Source organism: Pseudomonas sp. 8(2025) (assembly GCF_052665325.1).
The window spans coordinates 398,422-411,504 of the sequence record NZ_JBQOIE010000001.1 but is presented as its reverse complement, the minus strand read 5'-3'; the positions used below and the strand labels follow the sequence as shown (position 1 = coordinate 411,504).

Genomic DNA, 13,083 nt, shown 5'->3' with positions numbered 1-13,083 from the left:
GTCAGTGCAGAGAAGGCTTGGCAGCCGGCGCAACGGTCTTGTTGGTCTCGGTGAACAGCAGCAGAGGCGCAACCCGCAGGTACTCCATCACTTCCATGTAGTCGCTTTCACCGTCATCGGATTCCTCCAGCGCGTCCTGGACCTGAGCAATGGCTGCAAGGTCCTGCAACACTTCCGTGGCCTCGACGCTCAGGGCACTGCTGTCGCGGGAGTTGAGGCCGAAACCGGCGAGGAAGCCCTGGCACCACTGGCCCAGGGCAGCGGCACGCTCGGCCAGGGGGGCGTCGTCGCTGGGCAGCAGCAGGACCACGGTCATGTCATCGCTGGTGAGCTCGCCCTTGACCATCTCCTGCAGGCCGATCAAGGCGCTGCGCACGTTGTCTTGCGGCTCGCCTTCGAGCAGTTCGGCGGCGTCCACCAGCCAGCCGTCGACTTCGAAGCCGGCGCCGGCGCAGCTGCGACCCAGCAACAGGCCGTGCAACTCGGCAGGAGAAACAGGATGACCGCTGCTGCTGAGCAGGGTGGCGAAGGCGTTGTACGGGGAATTCTGAATGGGCATGGGCAGCTAGGCGCCAAGCGGCGCAATGTCTAGAATGAAGGCCTTGTATCGTAGGGCGTGTCATCATTCATTGCCAGCGCCGCGTTGTGCTTTGCGCCCCGTTACAGTGGCCCGCAGGGCCTCGGGCGACAGACAGATTGCCGACCGGACAACGCCAGATGCGCCACGACTGCTCAGGCCATTGAGGCGCTGCCCAGCCAGTTGCCACTCATCAGACCAACTTCAGTGGGACACAATGGAAGACACCGACCTGCACGCACTGATGGCCAGACTCGAACTGCTTATTACCCGGGTCGAGCAACTAAAGAGTCAAAACGCACTCTTATTAGCTCAGGAAAAGACCTGGCGCGAGGAACGCGCGCACCTCATTGAAAAAAACGAAATCGCCCGGCGTAAGGTCGAATCGATGATTTCGCGCCTCAAGGCCCTGGAGCAAGACTCATGAGTTCAAGCAATAGCGTTACCGTGCAGATCCTCGACAAAGAGTATTCGATCATCTGCCCCCAGGAAGAGCGCAGCAATCTGGTGAGCGCCGCCCGTTACCTGGACGGCAAGATGCGCGAGATCCGCAGCAGCGGCAAAGTCATCGGCGCCGATCGCATCGCGGTCATGGCCGCCCTGAACATCACCCACGACCTGCTGCACCGCCAGGAGCGTCCGGATGTGCAGGCCAGCGCCACCACCCGGGAACAGGTGAGGGATCTGCTGGAGCGTGTTGACCTGGTTCTGGCCACCGATTCGGACACAAGCAAAGCTGATTCCTGACAGCGGTTGCGGTATACTCCCGCCACTCCCTGGGGTGCTTGCCAGTTGGCGATGTCCCTGAGCCGATTCGCACTACCCTGGAAGTTGCACGTTGGGCTGGTGTGCATGTCCGCTAGACGGAAAGCCTTAAAGCCTGCTGCATCTTCCGCCTTGAACTTTCGGGTTCAAGGGCTAAGTCGACAGCGGTTCGCCTGGGGAGCCTGAATTGTCAGCCAATGCCAGTTATCCATGCTGGCATTGGTTTTTCCGGGTAGGCTGTTCTGCCAAATCCGACCTTCTCATAGCCTCTTTCATGACCGAACCTGCGCCGCTTTCCCGCCCGCAACTTCGCCGCATGCTGCGCAAGGCCCGTCGCGCCCTGAGCCCTGCCGAGCAACGCCAGGCAGCCCTTGGCCTGTACCGCCAACTGGCCCAGGACCCGGTGTTTCGTCGGGCACGGCACCTGTCCCTGTATCTGCCCACCGACGGTGAAATCGACCCGCGCCTGCTGCTGCGTGCCGCCCAGCGCCGGGGCAAGGCCACCTACCTGCCGGTGCTCAGCGCCTGGCCCCGGACCAAGATGGTTTTCCAGCGCGTCCTCCCGGGAGAAACGCTGCGGCCCAATCGTTTTCGCATTCTCGAGCCCCGGGTCAATTGCGCGCGGCAACGCAAGGTCTGGGCCTTGGACCTGGTGCTGCTGCCCCTGGTTGGCTTTGATGAAGAAGGTGGACGCCTGGGGATGGGTGGCGGCTTTTATGACCGCAGCCTGGCCTACCTTGCGCGGCGCCAGAACTGGCGCAAGCCGAAGCTGCTGGGGCTGGCCCATGAATGTCAGAAAGTCGGAAAGCTGGACCAGGCCAGTTGGGATGTACCCTTGCACGGTACGGTGACGGATCGGGGATGGTACTTCGCTCGATAGGTGCCGCGTTCGATCAGCGGCACCCGAGCGGGTTCAGCGCTTGAAAGGCTGCGGCTGCTGTTGTGCGATTTCGATGGGAGCATCGGTCTTGCTGGCCCATAAGCTCTGCGCATAACCGGTGGTCACAACGCCCAAACCGAACAAAATAACCAAAATCCATAGTAAATCCGGTTGGCGTTTCATCGATTGCCCCCCCTCAGGCAAATCACACACGCTCCAAGCATGGTTTCCATAACAGGCCATGCAGCAGCGTCAAGCTTAAAATCCCGGCATTCTGCGATAACGTGAACCGACACGCAAATGCTGACGTCAACCGACCGTCGGTTTGTCATAAAATTGCCCGACAACCTGCCCAATCACCCTTTGGAGGGTAAGAAAGATGGCCTATTGGCTGATGAAATCCGAGCCCGACGAACTCTCGATCCAGGGTTTGCAGCAACTCGGCCAAGCCCGTTGGGACGGGGTGCGCAATTACCAGGCGCGCAACTTCCTGCGCGCCATGGCGGTAGGCGACGAGTTCTTCTTCTACCACTCCAGCTGCCCGGAACCGGGTATCGCCGGCATCGGCCGGATCATCAAGGCCGCCTACCCGGACCCCACCGCCCTGGAGCCGGACAGCGTCTACTTCGACCCCAAATCCAGTGCCGAAAAGAATGCCTGGAGCGCCATCGACGTGGCCCATGTGGAAACCTTCACCAAGGTGCTGCGCCTGGATTACCTCAAGCAGCAGGCAGCTCTCGCCGAAATGCCTCTGGTGCACAAAGGCAGCCGCCTGTCGGTCATGCCGGTCACCGCCGAACAATGGGCTGCCGTACTCGCCCTGCGCTGACCACCCAGCCCCCCTGGCGCCGGGAGTCGGATCTGTCCACGGCGCCAGCCCGAACGTTTTTTTGCCCCGATCATCATGCAGCCTGTAAACAATAGGTTTAGGCTTGGCCCTTTCATTTGACGGGCATCAAGCCGTAGAAAGCCTTGAGCCGTCAGACTTGGACGCTATTGCCGCAGGACGCAGAACACATGTCGACGAACCACCGTTCCTCCCGCCTTTTTGCTGTTTCCCTGTTGATTCTGTTACTCGCCGCCGGTGCTTTCGGCTACTGGAAATCCCTCCAGGATCGCCTGCCCGAAGGCCTGAGCATGGGCAACGGCCGGCTCGAAGCCACCGAAGTGCAGATCGCCAGCAAGATTCCCGGGCGCCTGGCGGAAGTGCGGGTCAACGAAGGCGACAAGGTGCTTCAAGGCCAGTTGCTGGCACGCATGGACACCCGCACCCTGGAAGCCCAGCGCAATCAGGCCGAGGCCGAAGTGCTGCGCGCCCGAGAGAACCTGTCCGCGGCCGAAGCCAATGTGCAGTTGCGCCAGAGCGAACTGCTGCTGGCCAATCAGGAACTCAGGCGCTCTCAGGAGCTGTTCAAGCGCGGCTTCGCCAGCCAGCAGATCATCGACCAGCAGCAGGCCCGCCTGAACACCGGCAACGCAGCAGTCCTGGCGGCCCAGGCCCAGGTCGCAGCGGTGAAGGCCGCCATCGGCGCCGCCCAGGCCCAGGTTGCCCAGCTCACCAGCGAAATCGACGACAGCAGCCTGCGGGCGCCCATCGACGGCATCATCCAACTGCGCCTGGCCGAACCTGGCGAAGTGCTGGGCGCCGGCGGCCGTGTGCTGCTGCTGATCGACCCCAATGACCAGTACATGAACCTCTACCTGCCGGCTTCGGTCACCGGCCGCCTGACCGTTGGCGACGAGTCGCGGATCCTCCTCGACGCCCTGCCCAACCAGCCCCTGCCGGCGAAGATCAGCTTCGTCGCGGCCAAGTCCCAATTCACCCCCAAAGAGGTGGAAACCCGGGACGAGCGCCAGAAGCTGGTGTTCCGGGTCAAGGTGCGCCTGACTCAACCCGCCGCCGTGCCCCAGGCCAAACCGGGCATGCCCGGCGCCGGTTATGTGCGCACCGCTCCCGTGGACTGGCCGGCCAACCTGCAATGAGCGCCCTGGCGCTGCAAGCGAACGGCATCAGCCATCGCTACGGTTCACAGCAGGCCCTGAGCGACATCAGCTTCAACCTGCCAGCGGGCACCCGCTGCGGCTTGATCGGCCCGGACGGCGCCGGCAAGTCGAGCCTTCTGGGGCTGATCGCCGGGGTCAAGAAACTTCAGCAGGGCGAGCTCGACGTGCTCGGCGGACCGATCTCGCAACGGCGCCACCGCAGCAGCCTCTATCCGCGCATCGCCTTCATGCCCCAGGGCCTGGGGGGCAACCTGTATCCCGAGCTGTCCATCAGCGAGAACATCCGCTTCTTCGCCACCCTGTTCGGCCTGCCCAAGGATGAATGCGAACAGCGCATGCACAGCCTGTTGTTGGCCACCGACCTGCTGCGCTTCGCCGAACGCCCGGCGGGCAAGCTGTCCGGCGGGATGAAGCAGAAGCTTGGCCTGTGCTGTGCGCTGATCCACGAACCGGACCTGCTGATCCTCGACGAGCCCACCACCGGGGTCGACCCCCTGTCGCGCCGGCGTTTCTGGGAATTGGTCGAAGACGTACGCCGGCAACGCCCGCAACTGACCCTGCTGGTGGCAACCGCCTACATGGAGGAGGCCGAACAGTTCGAGCACTGCCTGATGCTCGACCAGGGCAAGTTGATCGCCCAGGGCCTGAGCCAGGAGCTGGCGCAGATCACCGCCAGCGGCAAGCTGGACGACGCCTTCACCCATTTCCAGGGCGACAGCGGTCATGACAACCAGCCCCTGGTGATTCCGCCGCGTTCCGGCGACAACCAGGACATCGCCATCGAAGCCCATGAGCTGACCCTGCGCTTCGGCGACTTCACCGCGGTCAACAAGGTCAGCTTCGCCATCGGCCGCGGGGAGATCTTCGGTTTCCTCGGTTCCAACGGCTGCGGCAAGACCACCACCATGAAGGTCCTCACCGGGCTGATGCCCGCCAGCGAGGGCAGCGCCAAGCTGTTGGGCAACCCGGTGGACGCCAAGGACCTGGCCACCCGCAAGCGGGTCGGTTTCATGTCCCAGAGCTTTTCCCTGTATGGCGAGCTCAGCGTGCGCCAGAACCTGGAACTGCACGCCCGCCTGTTCGACCTGCCGAAAGCCGAAAGCGGCCCGCGCATCGAGGAACTGATCCAGCGCTTCGACCTCGGGGCGATTGCCGAGCAGCAGTCCGGCGCCTTGCCTCTGGGCCTGCGCCAGCGCCTGTCGCTGGCAGTGGCAGTGCTGCACCGCCCGGAAGTGCTGATCCTCGACGAGCCCACTTCCGGGGTCGACCCGGCGGCCCGAGACGACTTCTGGCGCCTGCTGATCGAGCTGTCCCGGGAACAGGGGGTGACCATCTTCCTATCCACCCACTTCATGAACGAGGCCCAGCGCTGCGACCGCATTTCGCTGATGCACGCCGGCAAGGTGCTGGCCTGCGACACCCCGGCGGCGCTGCAGCAACAGTTTGCCGGCGACACCCTGGAGGCCGCCTTCGTCCGCTGCCTGGAAGAGGCCCAGGGCACGCCGGACACACCTGCGCCATCACCGGAGGCGGCTACCCCCACCGCTGCCGGCACCCTAGCCGCCCCGCGTTCGGGCCTGAGCCTGGCGCGCCTGCTGGCGGTGGCCAGCCGCGAGGGCAAGGAACTGCTGCGGGACAAAGTGCGCCTGGGCTTCGCCCTGCTGGGGGCGATCTTCATGATGGTGATCTTCGGCTATGGCATTTCCCTGGACGTGGAGAAACTGGCCTTCGCCGTCTACGACCAGGATCAGACGCCACAGAGCCGTGCCTACCTGGAAGCCTTCCGCAGCTCACGCTACTTCGAGGAGAAACCGACCATCCGCAGCTCCGCCGAACTGCATCGGCGCCTGCAACGCTCGGAGATCAAGCTGGCCCTGGAGATTCCTCCCGGCTTTGGCCGTGACCTCTATGCCGGACGCCAGCCCGCGGTGGCGGCCTGGCTGGATGGCGGCATGCCGTTTCGTGCGGAAACCAGCCGCAACTATGTCGAGGCCGTGCACCAGGCCAACCTCGAGCTGCTGGCGGAACAAAGCAGCCCGGCCCTCAGCACCAGGCCGGCGGCCAAGCTGGAAACGCGCTTTCGCTATAACCAGGACGTGGTCAGCGTGAATGCCATCGGCCCCGGGGTCATGGCGCTGATCCTGGCGTTCATTCCGGCGATGCTCACGGCCCTGGGCATCGTCCGCGAAAAGGAGCTGGGCTCGATCACCAACTTCTACGCCACGCCCCTGACCCGCCTGGAGTTCCTCCTTGGCAAACAGGCGCCCTACCTGGCCGTCAGCCTGATCAACCTGGCCCTGCTGGTGGCCATGAACCGCTGGCTGTTCGGCGTGCCCTTCAAGGGCAGCGGCCTGACCCTGGCCCTGGGCGGCGTGCTCTATGTGCTGGCCACCACCAGCATGGGGCTGCTGATCTCGGCGTTCACCCGCACTCAGATCGCAGCGATTCTGGGCACCATGATCATCACCAGCCTGCCCACCATCCAGTTTTCCGGGCTGATCGTGCCGCGCTCGTCCCTGGAAGGCTCGGCGGCGGTCATGGGCCAGCTGTTTCCCGCCGGTTACTTCCTCGACATCGCCGTCGGCACCTTCACCAAGGCCCTGGACCTGCGCGAACTCTGGCCCCAGTGCCTGGCCCTGGTGGGCTTTTTCCTTGGTTTCACCGGGCTCAGCCTGGTCATGCTGAAAAAGCAGGAGGTCTGATGAATCGTCTCGCCCATATCCTGCGCCTGGGCTTGAAGGAGCTCACCAGCCTGCGCCACGACAGCGTGCTGCTGCTGTTCTTGATGTATGCCTTCACCGTGGCCATCTACCTGCCCGCCGCCGGCTCGGTGATCGGCGTGCACAACGCCAGCGTGGCCCTGGTGGACGAAGATCACAGCGCCCTCTCCCGGCAACTGGCCGAAGCGCTGCAACCCCCCGAGTTCCAGGCTCCGGTGCCGCTGCCCTATGACCAGCTGGACTCGGTGATGGACAGCGGCCAGTACACCTTTGTGATCAATGTCCCGGCCAACTTCCAGAGCGACTTGCTGGCCGGGCGCCAGCCTGCGGTACAGGTCAACGTCGATGCCACCGCCATGAGCCAGGCCTTCATGGGCGCCGGCTACATCGGCCGGATCTTCCAGCGCGAGCTGCTCACCTACGCCAACCAGGCGGACGCCACCAGCAAGGCCCCGGCACTGCTGACCACCCGCGCCCTGTTCAATACCAACCTGGAGGGCGGCTGGTTCCTGGCGGTGATCCAGATCGTCAACAACATCACCATCCTGGCCATCGTGCTCACCGGCACCGCGCTGCTGCGCGAACGCGAGCACGGCACTCTCGATCACCTGCTGGTGCTGCCGCTGACAGCGCTGGAGATCATGCTGGCCAAGGTCTGGAGCAACATGCTGGTGGTGGTGCTGTGCACCTGGGTATCGCTGGAGGTGATAGTCAAAGGTGTGCTGGGGGTGCCGCTGGCGGGGTCCATGGCGCTGTTCCTGATGGTTACTGCGCTCTATCTGTTCGCCAGTACCGCCCTGGGGATCTTCCTCGCCACCCTGGCCCGCTCGACCCCGCAGTTCGGCCTGCTGGCGATTCCAGTGATCATCCCGATGCTGCTGCTGTCCGGCGGCAGTACGCCGCTGGACAGCATGCCGCAGTGGCTGCAGTGGGTGATGCAGGGTTCGCCGTCGACGCACTTCGTCAGCCTCAGCGCGGCGATCCTGTTCCGCGATGCGGGAGTCAGTGTGGTCTGGCCCGACCTGCTGGCCCTGGCGACCATCGGCCTGGTGTTCTTCGCCATCGCCCTGGCGCGCTTTCGCAAGAGCCTGGCTTCATGACCCACACCACGTAGGAGCCGGTTTGCCGGCGAAGGGCCGCTGGGACGCCTTCGCTGGCAAGCCAGCTCCTACGCCTGTAGCGGGGGCAGGCTTACTGAATGATCAGGTTGTTGAACAACAGGTCTTCCACCACCGGCTTGCCAGTTTCGTCGTTCATGACTTGCTGCACCTGCTTGAGGGCTTCCTGGCGCAGCTTTTCCTTGGCTTCGACGTTATTCATGGTGTCGCTGGTCTGCTGGGCGAACAGCGCCACCAACTGGTTGCGGATCAGCGGCTCGTTGGCCTTGACCGCCTGGGCCGAGGCGTCGCCGGTTACCCGCAGGGCCACGTCGGCCTTGTAGACCTTGAGTTTAGGGCCGCCGTCCAGGCCGTAGTTGCCCACGAAGGGTGGGTTCAGGCTGATGTAGCTGACTTTCGGTGCTTCACCTTCTTTGGCCTCTTCGGCCATCGCTGCCATGGGCAGGGAGAGGGCCAGCAGCAACATGATCCACGCTTTCACAATTCGCTCCTTAATCCGGTTTGCGGCCTAGCATAAAGGCCCGCCCGCCTGAGCCCAAGCACAAGCTTATGGCTGGTCATCAGGACCGGGCATGCTCGTTGACCGCCTGATTCACACTCCTACACTTATCGGCCACCACTCCCAAAGGAATAGCCCTGATGAAAGCCGTGCTGTGCAAAGCCTTCGGCCCTGCCGAAACGCTGGTGCTGGAAGAGGTCGCAAGCCCCGTGCCGAAGAAGAACGAGATCCTGCTGCAGGTGCATGCCGCAGGCGTCAACTTCCCGGACACCCTGATCATCGAGGGCAAGTACCAGTTCAAGCCGCCATTCCCCTTCTCCCCGGGGGGCGAAGCGGCCGGCGTGGTCAGCGCAGTGGGTGAGAAGGTCGGCCACCTCAAGGCCGGTGACCGGGTCATGGCCCTGACCGGCTGGGGCAGCTTCGCCGAGCAGGTGGCCGTCCCCGGTTACAACGTGCTGCCGATTCCCGCCGCCATGGACTTCAATACAGCCGCCGCCTTCAGCATGACCTACGGCACCTCGATGCACGCCCTCAAGCAGCGCGGCAACCTGCAGCCCGGTGAAACCTTGCTGGTGCTTGGTGCCTCGGGCGGGGTCGGGCTGGCCGCCGTGGAAATCGGCAAGGCCATGGGCGCCCGGGTGATTGCCGCTGCCAGCAGCGCGGAAAAGCTCGCCGTGGCCAAGGCTGCCGGTGCCGATGAGCTGATCAACTACAGCGAAAGCAGCCTGAAGGACGAGATCAAGCGCCTGACCGGCGGCAATGGCGCGGATGTGATCTACGACCCGGTGGGCGGCGACCTGTTCGACCAGGCCATCCGCTCCATCGCCTGGAACGGCCGGCTGCTGGTGGTGGGGTTCGCCAGCGGGCGCATCCCCGAGCTACCGGTGAACCTGGCCCTGCTCAAGGGTGCAGCGGTGGTGGGTGTGTTCTGGGGCTCCTTCGCCCAGCGCCAGCCCCAGGACAATGCGGCGAACTTCCAGCAACTGTTCGGCTGGTTCGCCGAGGGCAAGCTCAAGCCGCTGGTCTCCCAGGTCTATCCGCTGACGGAGGCTGCGCGAGCCATCGATGATCTCGGCCAGCGCAGAGCGGTGGGCAAGGTCGTGGTGCAGGTGCGCTAAGACCGGCTACAGGGCCTCAATGGGCGTCCGCCCCCTTGCAGCGCTTGAGCCGCGCCTCCAGGTTGCGATCTGGCATGGCGTGGCTGCGCAGGGCCTGGACCGTCTGTTCGACATAATCGCGGGTGGTGCCATACCGCCCGCAAGCGCTTTCGAACACCTGGTTCAGGACATCGTCCGGCAGATTGCCGGCATAGCTGGGCAGGTGTCGCTCCAGCACAAAGCCCAGGGCCTGAACCTGGCTGCCATCCTCAAGGCGGCAGTTGAGCCAGTGCGGGCGATAGGAGGGATAAGGCATTTCACGCTGCCACAGGGCGTACAGCGAGGCGTCCAGTTGCTCTTCCGGCAGCCGATAGGCGAAGCCGCTGCAGGAGCCGCCACGATCCAGGCCGAACACCAGCCCCGGCAGCTCCGGCGTGCCGCGATGCTCGTGGGACCACAGGTACAGGCCGCGATGATAACCATGCACCCTGCCCCGCTTGCGTTCGACCGCCGAGCATTCCGGCCGCCAGATCAGTGAACCGTAGGCGAACAGCCACACCGGCCCACCCTTGTGCCGGGCCATGGTGGATTGCATGGAACTGCGAAGTTGGTCGTGCGTCAGCTGCGGGCCCAGATCGAGCCGTGGAGGGTAAGCCAGATTCAGATAACTGGATTCAAGGGCTGTCATGGCGAATAGCGTTCGGCTCCCCGCGTAAAAGAAGTTACTTAATAGAACGCTTGGCAGTAACTGCAAGACACATGAGTTTCAAGGCAAGTTAAGTGCCACTAAGCAGTGGCACTTAAGTTGGAGGCTTATATATAACCTACCGGCATTTATTTAATTAGATAAATACCGATAGGCTATATACAGAGTTATAACGCGCCGCGCAGGCCCGATGCAGTCAGGGCCGCGGGGCGTAGGCAAACACGTCGGCGCGCATTTGGTGGGCATCCATCCCGGCACTCACCAGCGCATCCAGGGTGGCGTAGATCATCGCCGGCGAGCCGCTGGCGTAAACGTGTACCGCCGACAGGTCGGTAATGTCCTCGCACACCGCTTCATGCAGCATGCCGCAGCGCCCCTCCCAGCCACACAGGTCGCTGACCACCTTGTGCAGGTAGAGGTTGGGCAGTTGCTGCCACTCGTCCCAGTGTTCCAGCTGGTAGAAATCTTCCGGCCGGCGCACGCCCCAATACAGGTGCACCGGATGCTTGAAGCCGGCGGCCCGACAATGCTCGATCAGGCTGTGCATCTGCGCCATGCCGGTACCGGCGGCGATCAGCACCAGCGGCCCATCCGGCAACTCGGCCAGGTGGGTGTCGCCAAAAGGCAACTGCACCCGAGCCATGCGGTTGCGCTGCAGTTGCTCCATCAGGCTTTGCGCACTGTTCTCGCGCACCAGCACATGCAGTTCCAGATCTCGCCCGCTGTGAGGCGCCGATGCCAGGGAAAAGGCCGACTTCTCACCGTTGTCCCGCTCCAGCATCAGGTACTGCCCTGCGTGATAGCGCGGCGGCTTGCCGGCCGGTGCCCGCAGCCTGACCCGCCAGACATCGCCGCCGACCTCCAGGCATTCAGTAAGCTGACACGACAGGCTGCGCACCGGCAATTCTCCCAGCGCAAGGACGCCATCCCACAGCACGATGCAGTCTTCCAGCGGCTCTGCAATGCAAGTGTAGAACTCGCCGTGATCACGCACGTCGCCAGCTTGCTGCACGCTGCCCTCCACCAGCAGCGCCGCACAGACATGACAGTTGCCATTGCGGCAGCTCTGCGGGCATTCATAGCCCAGGCGCCGCGCCGCATCGAGAATCCGCTCGCCGGGCAGCGTCTCAAGCACGGCTCCGGAGGGCTGCAAGGTTACACGCATCAATCTATTCCTAACTGATTCCAGATGGCATCGATCCGGCGGGTGACCGCCTCATCCTTGATGATGACCCGGCCCCACTCTCGGGTGGTTTCTCCAGGCCACTTGTGAGTCGCATCGAGCCCCATCTTCGAACCCAGGCCAGACACCGGCGAGGCGAAGTCGAGGTAGTCGATCGGGGTATTGTCGATCATCACCGTGTCGCGCTTGGGGTCCATGCGCGTGGTGATGGCCCAGATCACATCGTTCCAGTCCCGGGCATTGATATCGTCGTCGGTGACGATAACGAACTTGGTGTACATGAACTGTCGCAAAAACGACCAGACACCCAGCATGACCCGCTTGGCGTGGCCCGGGTACTGCTTCTTCATGGTCACCACCGCCATGCGGTAGGAACAGCCTTCGGGCGGCAGGTAGAAGTCGGTGATTTCCGGAAACTGCTTCTGCAGGATCGGCACGAAGACTTCGTTCAGCGCGACGCCGAGGATCGCCGGCTCATCGGGCGGCCGGCCGGTGTAGGTGCTGTGGTAGATCGGCTTGATGCGGTGGGTGATGCGCTCCACGGTGAACACCGGGAAGCTGTCGACCTCGTTGTAGTAGCCGGTGTGGTCGCCGTACGGGCCTTCATCGGCCATCTCGCCGGGATGGATCACCCCTTCAAGGATGATTTCAGCCGTGGCCGGAACCTGCAGGTCGTTACCGCGGCACTTCACCAGCTCAGTGCGGTTGCCCCGCAGCAGGCCGGCAAAGGCGTATTCGGAAAGGCTGTCCGGCACCGGGGTCACGGCGCCGAGAATGGTCGCCGGGTCCGCGCCCAGCGCCACCGACACCGGGAACGGCTGGCCCGGGTGCTTCTCGCACCACTCGCGGTAATCCAGCGCGCCGCCGCGGTGGCTCAGCCAGCGCATGATCACCTTGTTGCGGCCGATCACCTGCTGACGATAGATACCCAGGTTCTGCCGGTCCTTGTTCGGGCCCTTGGTCACGGTCAGGCCCCAAGTGATCAGCGGGCCGACATCGCCCGGCCAGCAGGTCTGCACCGGCAGCATGCCAAGGTCGACGTCGTCGCCTTCGATCACCACTTCCTGGCACACCGCATCCTTGACCACCTTGGGCGCCATGGAAATGATCTTGCGGAAGATCGGCAGCTTGGACCAGGCGTCCTTGAGCCCCTTGGGCGGCTCCGGCTCCTTGAGGAACGCCAGCAGCTTGCCGATCTCGCGCAGTTCGCTGACCGCTTCGGCGCCCATGCCCAGGGCCACGCGCTCGGGGGTGCCGAACAGGTTGCCGAGCACGGGGATGTCATAACCGGTGGGGTTTTCAAACAGCAGGGCCGGGCCTTTGGCACGCAAGGTGCGATCGCAGACCTCGGTCATTTCCAGCACTGGGGACACCGGAACCTGGATGCGCTTGAGTTCCGAGCGCTGTTCCAGGCCGCTGATAAAGTCGCGCAAGTCGCGATACTGCATGCGTGAGCCTCGTTTTCGCCGTGGCATTCGGGGCAGGCAGTTTAGCGCCGAACCCACAGGTTCAGAATAGAGAATGTCAGATAGCA

Annotated in this window: 14 protein-coding genes and 1 other RNA gene; 9 read left to right on the top strand and 6 right to left on the bottom strand. The window is 63.7% G+C overall.

Going from position 1 to position 13,083, the window contains the following annotated elements:
• Position 1 precedes the first annotated feature (1 nt).
• On the bottom strand, positions 2-559 hold the full coding sequence (locus ACUXVH_RS01975) for a YecA/YgfB family protein (RefSeq protein ID WP_011064143.1): 558 nt from the start codon (positions 557-559) through the stop codon (positions 2-4).
• 235 nt (positions 560-794) lie between these two features.
• Here ACUXVH_RS01975 and ACUXVH_RS01970 point away from each other — a divergent pair, with 235 nt between their 5' ends.
• The 4 genes from ACUXVH_RS01970 to ACUXVH_RS01955 all read left to right on the top strand — a co-directional run bounded on the left by ACUXVH_RS01970 (position 795) and on the right by ACUXVH_RS01955 (position 2,222).
• Positions 795-1,004, top strand: a complete 210-nt coding sequence (locus tag ACUXVH_RS01970) for a TIGR02449 family protein (RefSeq protein ID WP_011064144.1) — start codon at positions 795-797, stop codon at positions 1,002-1,004.
• Positions 1,001-1,324: a cell division protein ZapA gene (locus ACUXVH_RS01965; protein WP_011064145.1), complete on the top strand. Its 324-nt coding sequence runs from the start codon at positions 1,001-1,003 to the stop codon at positions 1,322-1,324. Before ACUXVH_RS01970 ends, ACUXVH_RS01965 begins: the two co-directional genes overlap by 4 nt.
• Before the next feature lie 23 nt (positions 1,325-1,347).
• Positions 1,348-1,526, top strand: a non-coding RNA gene (gene ssrS, locus ACUXVH_RS01960) — 6S RNA.
• Between the two features lie 90 nt (positions 1,527-1,616).
• A complete protein-coding gene (locus ACUXVH_RS01955) occupies positions 1,617-2,222 on the top strand; it encodes a 5-formyltetrahydrofolate cyclo-ligase (RefSeq protein ID WP_011064146.1) in 606 nt (201 codons plus the stop codon).
• A gap of 33 nt (positions 2,223-2,255) precedes the next feature.
• Here ACUXVH_RS01955 and ACUXVH_RS01950 read toward each other — a convergent pair whose 3' ends face one another.
• The gene (locus ACUXVH_RS01950) at positions 2,256-2,405 is read right to left on the bottom strand and encodes a hypothetical protein (RefSeq protein WP_015637431.1); all 150 of its coding nucleotides are present in this window, start codon (positions 2,403-2,405) and stop codon (positions 2,256-2,258) included.
• Between the two features lie 196 nt (positions 2,406-2,601).
• On the opposite strand from ACUXVH_RS01950, the gene ACUXVH_RS01945 reads away from it, so the two are divergent.
• The 4 genes from ACUXVH_RS01945 to ACUXVH_RS01930 all read left to right on the top strand — a co-directional run bounded on the left by ACUXVH_RS01945 (position 2,602) and on the right by ACUXVH_RS01930 (position 8,046).
• Complete coding sequence (locus tag ACUXVH_RS01945) at positions 2,602-3,051, top strand: EVE domain-containing protein (RefSeq protein WP_015637432.1); 450 nt, start codon at positions 2,602-2,604, stop codon at positions 3,049-3,051.
• A gap of 188 nt (positions 3,052-3,239) precedes the next feature.
• Complete coding sequence (locus tag ACUXVH_RS01940) at positions 3,240-4,205, top strand: HlyD family secretion protein (protein WP_015637433.1); 966 nt, start codon at positions 3,240-3,242, stop codon at positions 4,203-4,205.
• On the top strand, positions 4,202-6,928 hold the full coding sequence (gene rbbA / locus ACUXVH_RS01935) for a ribosome-associated ATPase/putative transporter RbbA (RefSeq protein WP_041120353.1): 2,727 nt from the start codon (positions 4,202-4,204) through the stop codon (positions 6,926-6,928). The genes ACUXVH_RS01940 and rbbA overlap by 4 nt, the downstream gene beginning before the upstream one ends.
• Positions 6,928-8,046 (top strand): ABC transporter permease, encoded by a 1,119-nt coding sequence (locus ACUXVH_RS01930; RefSeq protein WP_015637435.1) that lies wholly within the window; start codon positions 6,928-6,930, stop codon positions 8,044-8,046. The genes rbbA and ACUXVH_RS01930 overlap by 1 nt, the downstream gene beginning before the upstream one ends.
• Before the next feature lie 91 nt (positions 8,047-8,137).
• Here ACUXVH_RS01930 and ACUXVH_RS01925 read toward each other — a convergent pair whose 3' ends face one another.
• Positions 8,138-8,545, bottom strand: coding sequence for a flagellar basal body-associated protein FliL (locus ACUXVH_RS01925; protein ID WP_011064151.1), 408 nt, complete (start codon positions 8,543-8,545; stop codon positions 8,138-8,140).
• A gap of 158 nt (positions 8,546-8,703) precedes the next feature.
• On the opposite strand from ACUXVH_RS01925, the gene ACUXVH_RS01920 reads away from it, so the two are divergent.
• Positions 8,704-9,681 carry an NADPH:quinone oxidoreductase family protein gene (locus ACUXVH_RS01920; RefSeq protein ID WP_053154452.1) on the top strand — a complete coding sequence of 326 codons (978 nt, stop codon included), beginning with the start codon at positions 8,704-8,706 and terminating at the stop codon, positions 9,679-9,681.
• A 16-nt stretch (positions 9,682-9,697) separates the two neighbouring features.
• On the opposite strand, the gene ACUXVH_RS01915 is transcribed toward ACUXVH_RS01920, so the two are convergent.
• From ACUXVH_RS01915 to ubiD, 3 genes are all read right to left on the bottom strand, one after another.
• On the bottom strand, positions 9,698-10,348 hold the full coding sequence (locus ACUXVH_RS01915; protein ID WP_011064153.1) for a gamma-glutamylcyclotransferase: 651 nt from the start codon (positions 10,346-10,348) through the stop codon (positions 9,698-9,700).
• Between the two features lie 214 nt (positions 10,349-10,562).
• Complete coding sequence (locus ACUXVH_RS01910) at positions 10,563-11,531, bottom strand: CDP-6-deoxy-delta-3,4-glucoseen reductase (protein ID WP_011064154.1); 969 nt, start codon at positions 11,529-11,531, stop codon at positions 10,563-10,565.
• Complete coding sequence (gene ubiD / locus ACUXVH_RS01905; RefSeq protein ID WP_065365052.1) at positions 11,531-12,997, bottom strand: 4-hydroxy-3-polyprenylbenzoate decarboxylase; 1,467 nt, start codon at positions 12,995-12,997, stop codon at positions 11,531-11,533. Before ubiD ends, ACUXVH_RS01910 begins: the two co-directional genes overlap by 1 nt.
• Between the last annotated feature and the right edge of the window lie 86 nt (positions 12,998-13,083).

Excerpts from the sequence above, each read along its gene's own strand:
- ACUXVH_RS01970 (WP_011064144.1), top strand. The coding sequence starts at position 795 with ATGGAAGACACCGACCTGCACGCACTGATGGCCAGACTCGAACTGCTT.
- ACUXVH_RS01920 (WP_053154452.1), top strand. The coding sequence starts at position 8,704 with ATGAAAGCCGTGCTGTGCAAAGCCTTCGGCCCTGCCGAAACGCTGGTG.
- ACUXVH_RS01915 (WP_011064153.1), bottom strand. The coding sequence starts at position 10,348 with ATGACAGCCCTTGAATCCAGTTATCTGAATCTGGCTTACCCTCCACGG.
- ACUXVH_RS01950 (WP_015637431.1), bottom strand. The coding sequence starts at position 2,405 with ATGAAACGCCAACCGGATTTACTATGGATTTTGGTTATTTTGTTCGGT.
- ACUXVH_RS01975 (WP_011064143.1), bottom strand. The coding sequence starts at position 559 with ATGCCCATTCAGAATTCCCCGTACAACGCCTTCGCCACCCTGCTCAGC.
- ACUXVH_RS01940 (WP_015637433.1), top strand. The coding sequence starts at position 3,240 with ATGTCGACGAACCACCGTTCCTCCCGCCTTTTTGCTGTTTCCCTGTTG.
- ubiD (WP_065365052.1), bottom strand. The coding sequence starts at position 12,997 with ATGCAGTATCGCGACTTGCGCGACTTTATCAGCGGCCTGGAACAGCGC.
- ACUXVH_RS01910 (WP_011064154.1), bottom strand. The coding sequence starts at position 11,531 with ATGCGTGTAACCTTGCAGCCCTCCGGAGCCGTGCTTGAGACGCTGCCC.
- ACUXVH_RS01955 (WP_011064146.1), top strand. The coding sequence starts at position 1,617 with ATGACCGAACCTGCGCCGCTTTCCCGCCCGCAACTTCGCCGCATGCTG.
- ACUXVH_RS01930 (WP_015637435.1), top strand. The coding sequence starts at position 6,928 with ATGAATCGTCTCGCCCATATCCTGCGCCTGGGCTTGAAGGAGCTCACC.
- rbbA (WP_041120353.1), top strand. The coding sequence starts at position 4,202 with ATGAGCGCCCTGGCGCTGCAAGCGAACGGCATCAGCCATCGCTACGGT.
- ACUXVH_RS01945 (WP_015637432.1), top strand. The coding sequence starts at position 2,602 with ATGGCCTATTGGCTGATGAAATCCGAGCCCGACGAACTCTCGATCCAG.
- ACUXVH_RS01965 (WP_011064145.1), top strand. The coding sequence starts at position 1,001 with ATGAGTTCAAGCAATAGCGTTACCGTGCAGATCCTCGACAAAGAGTAT.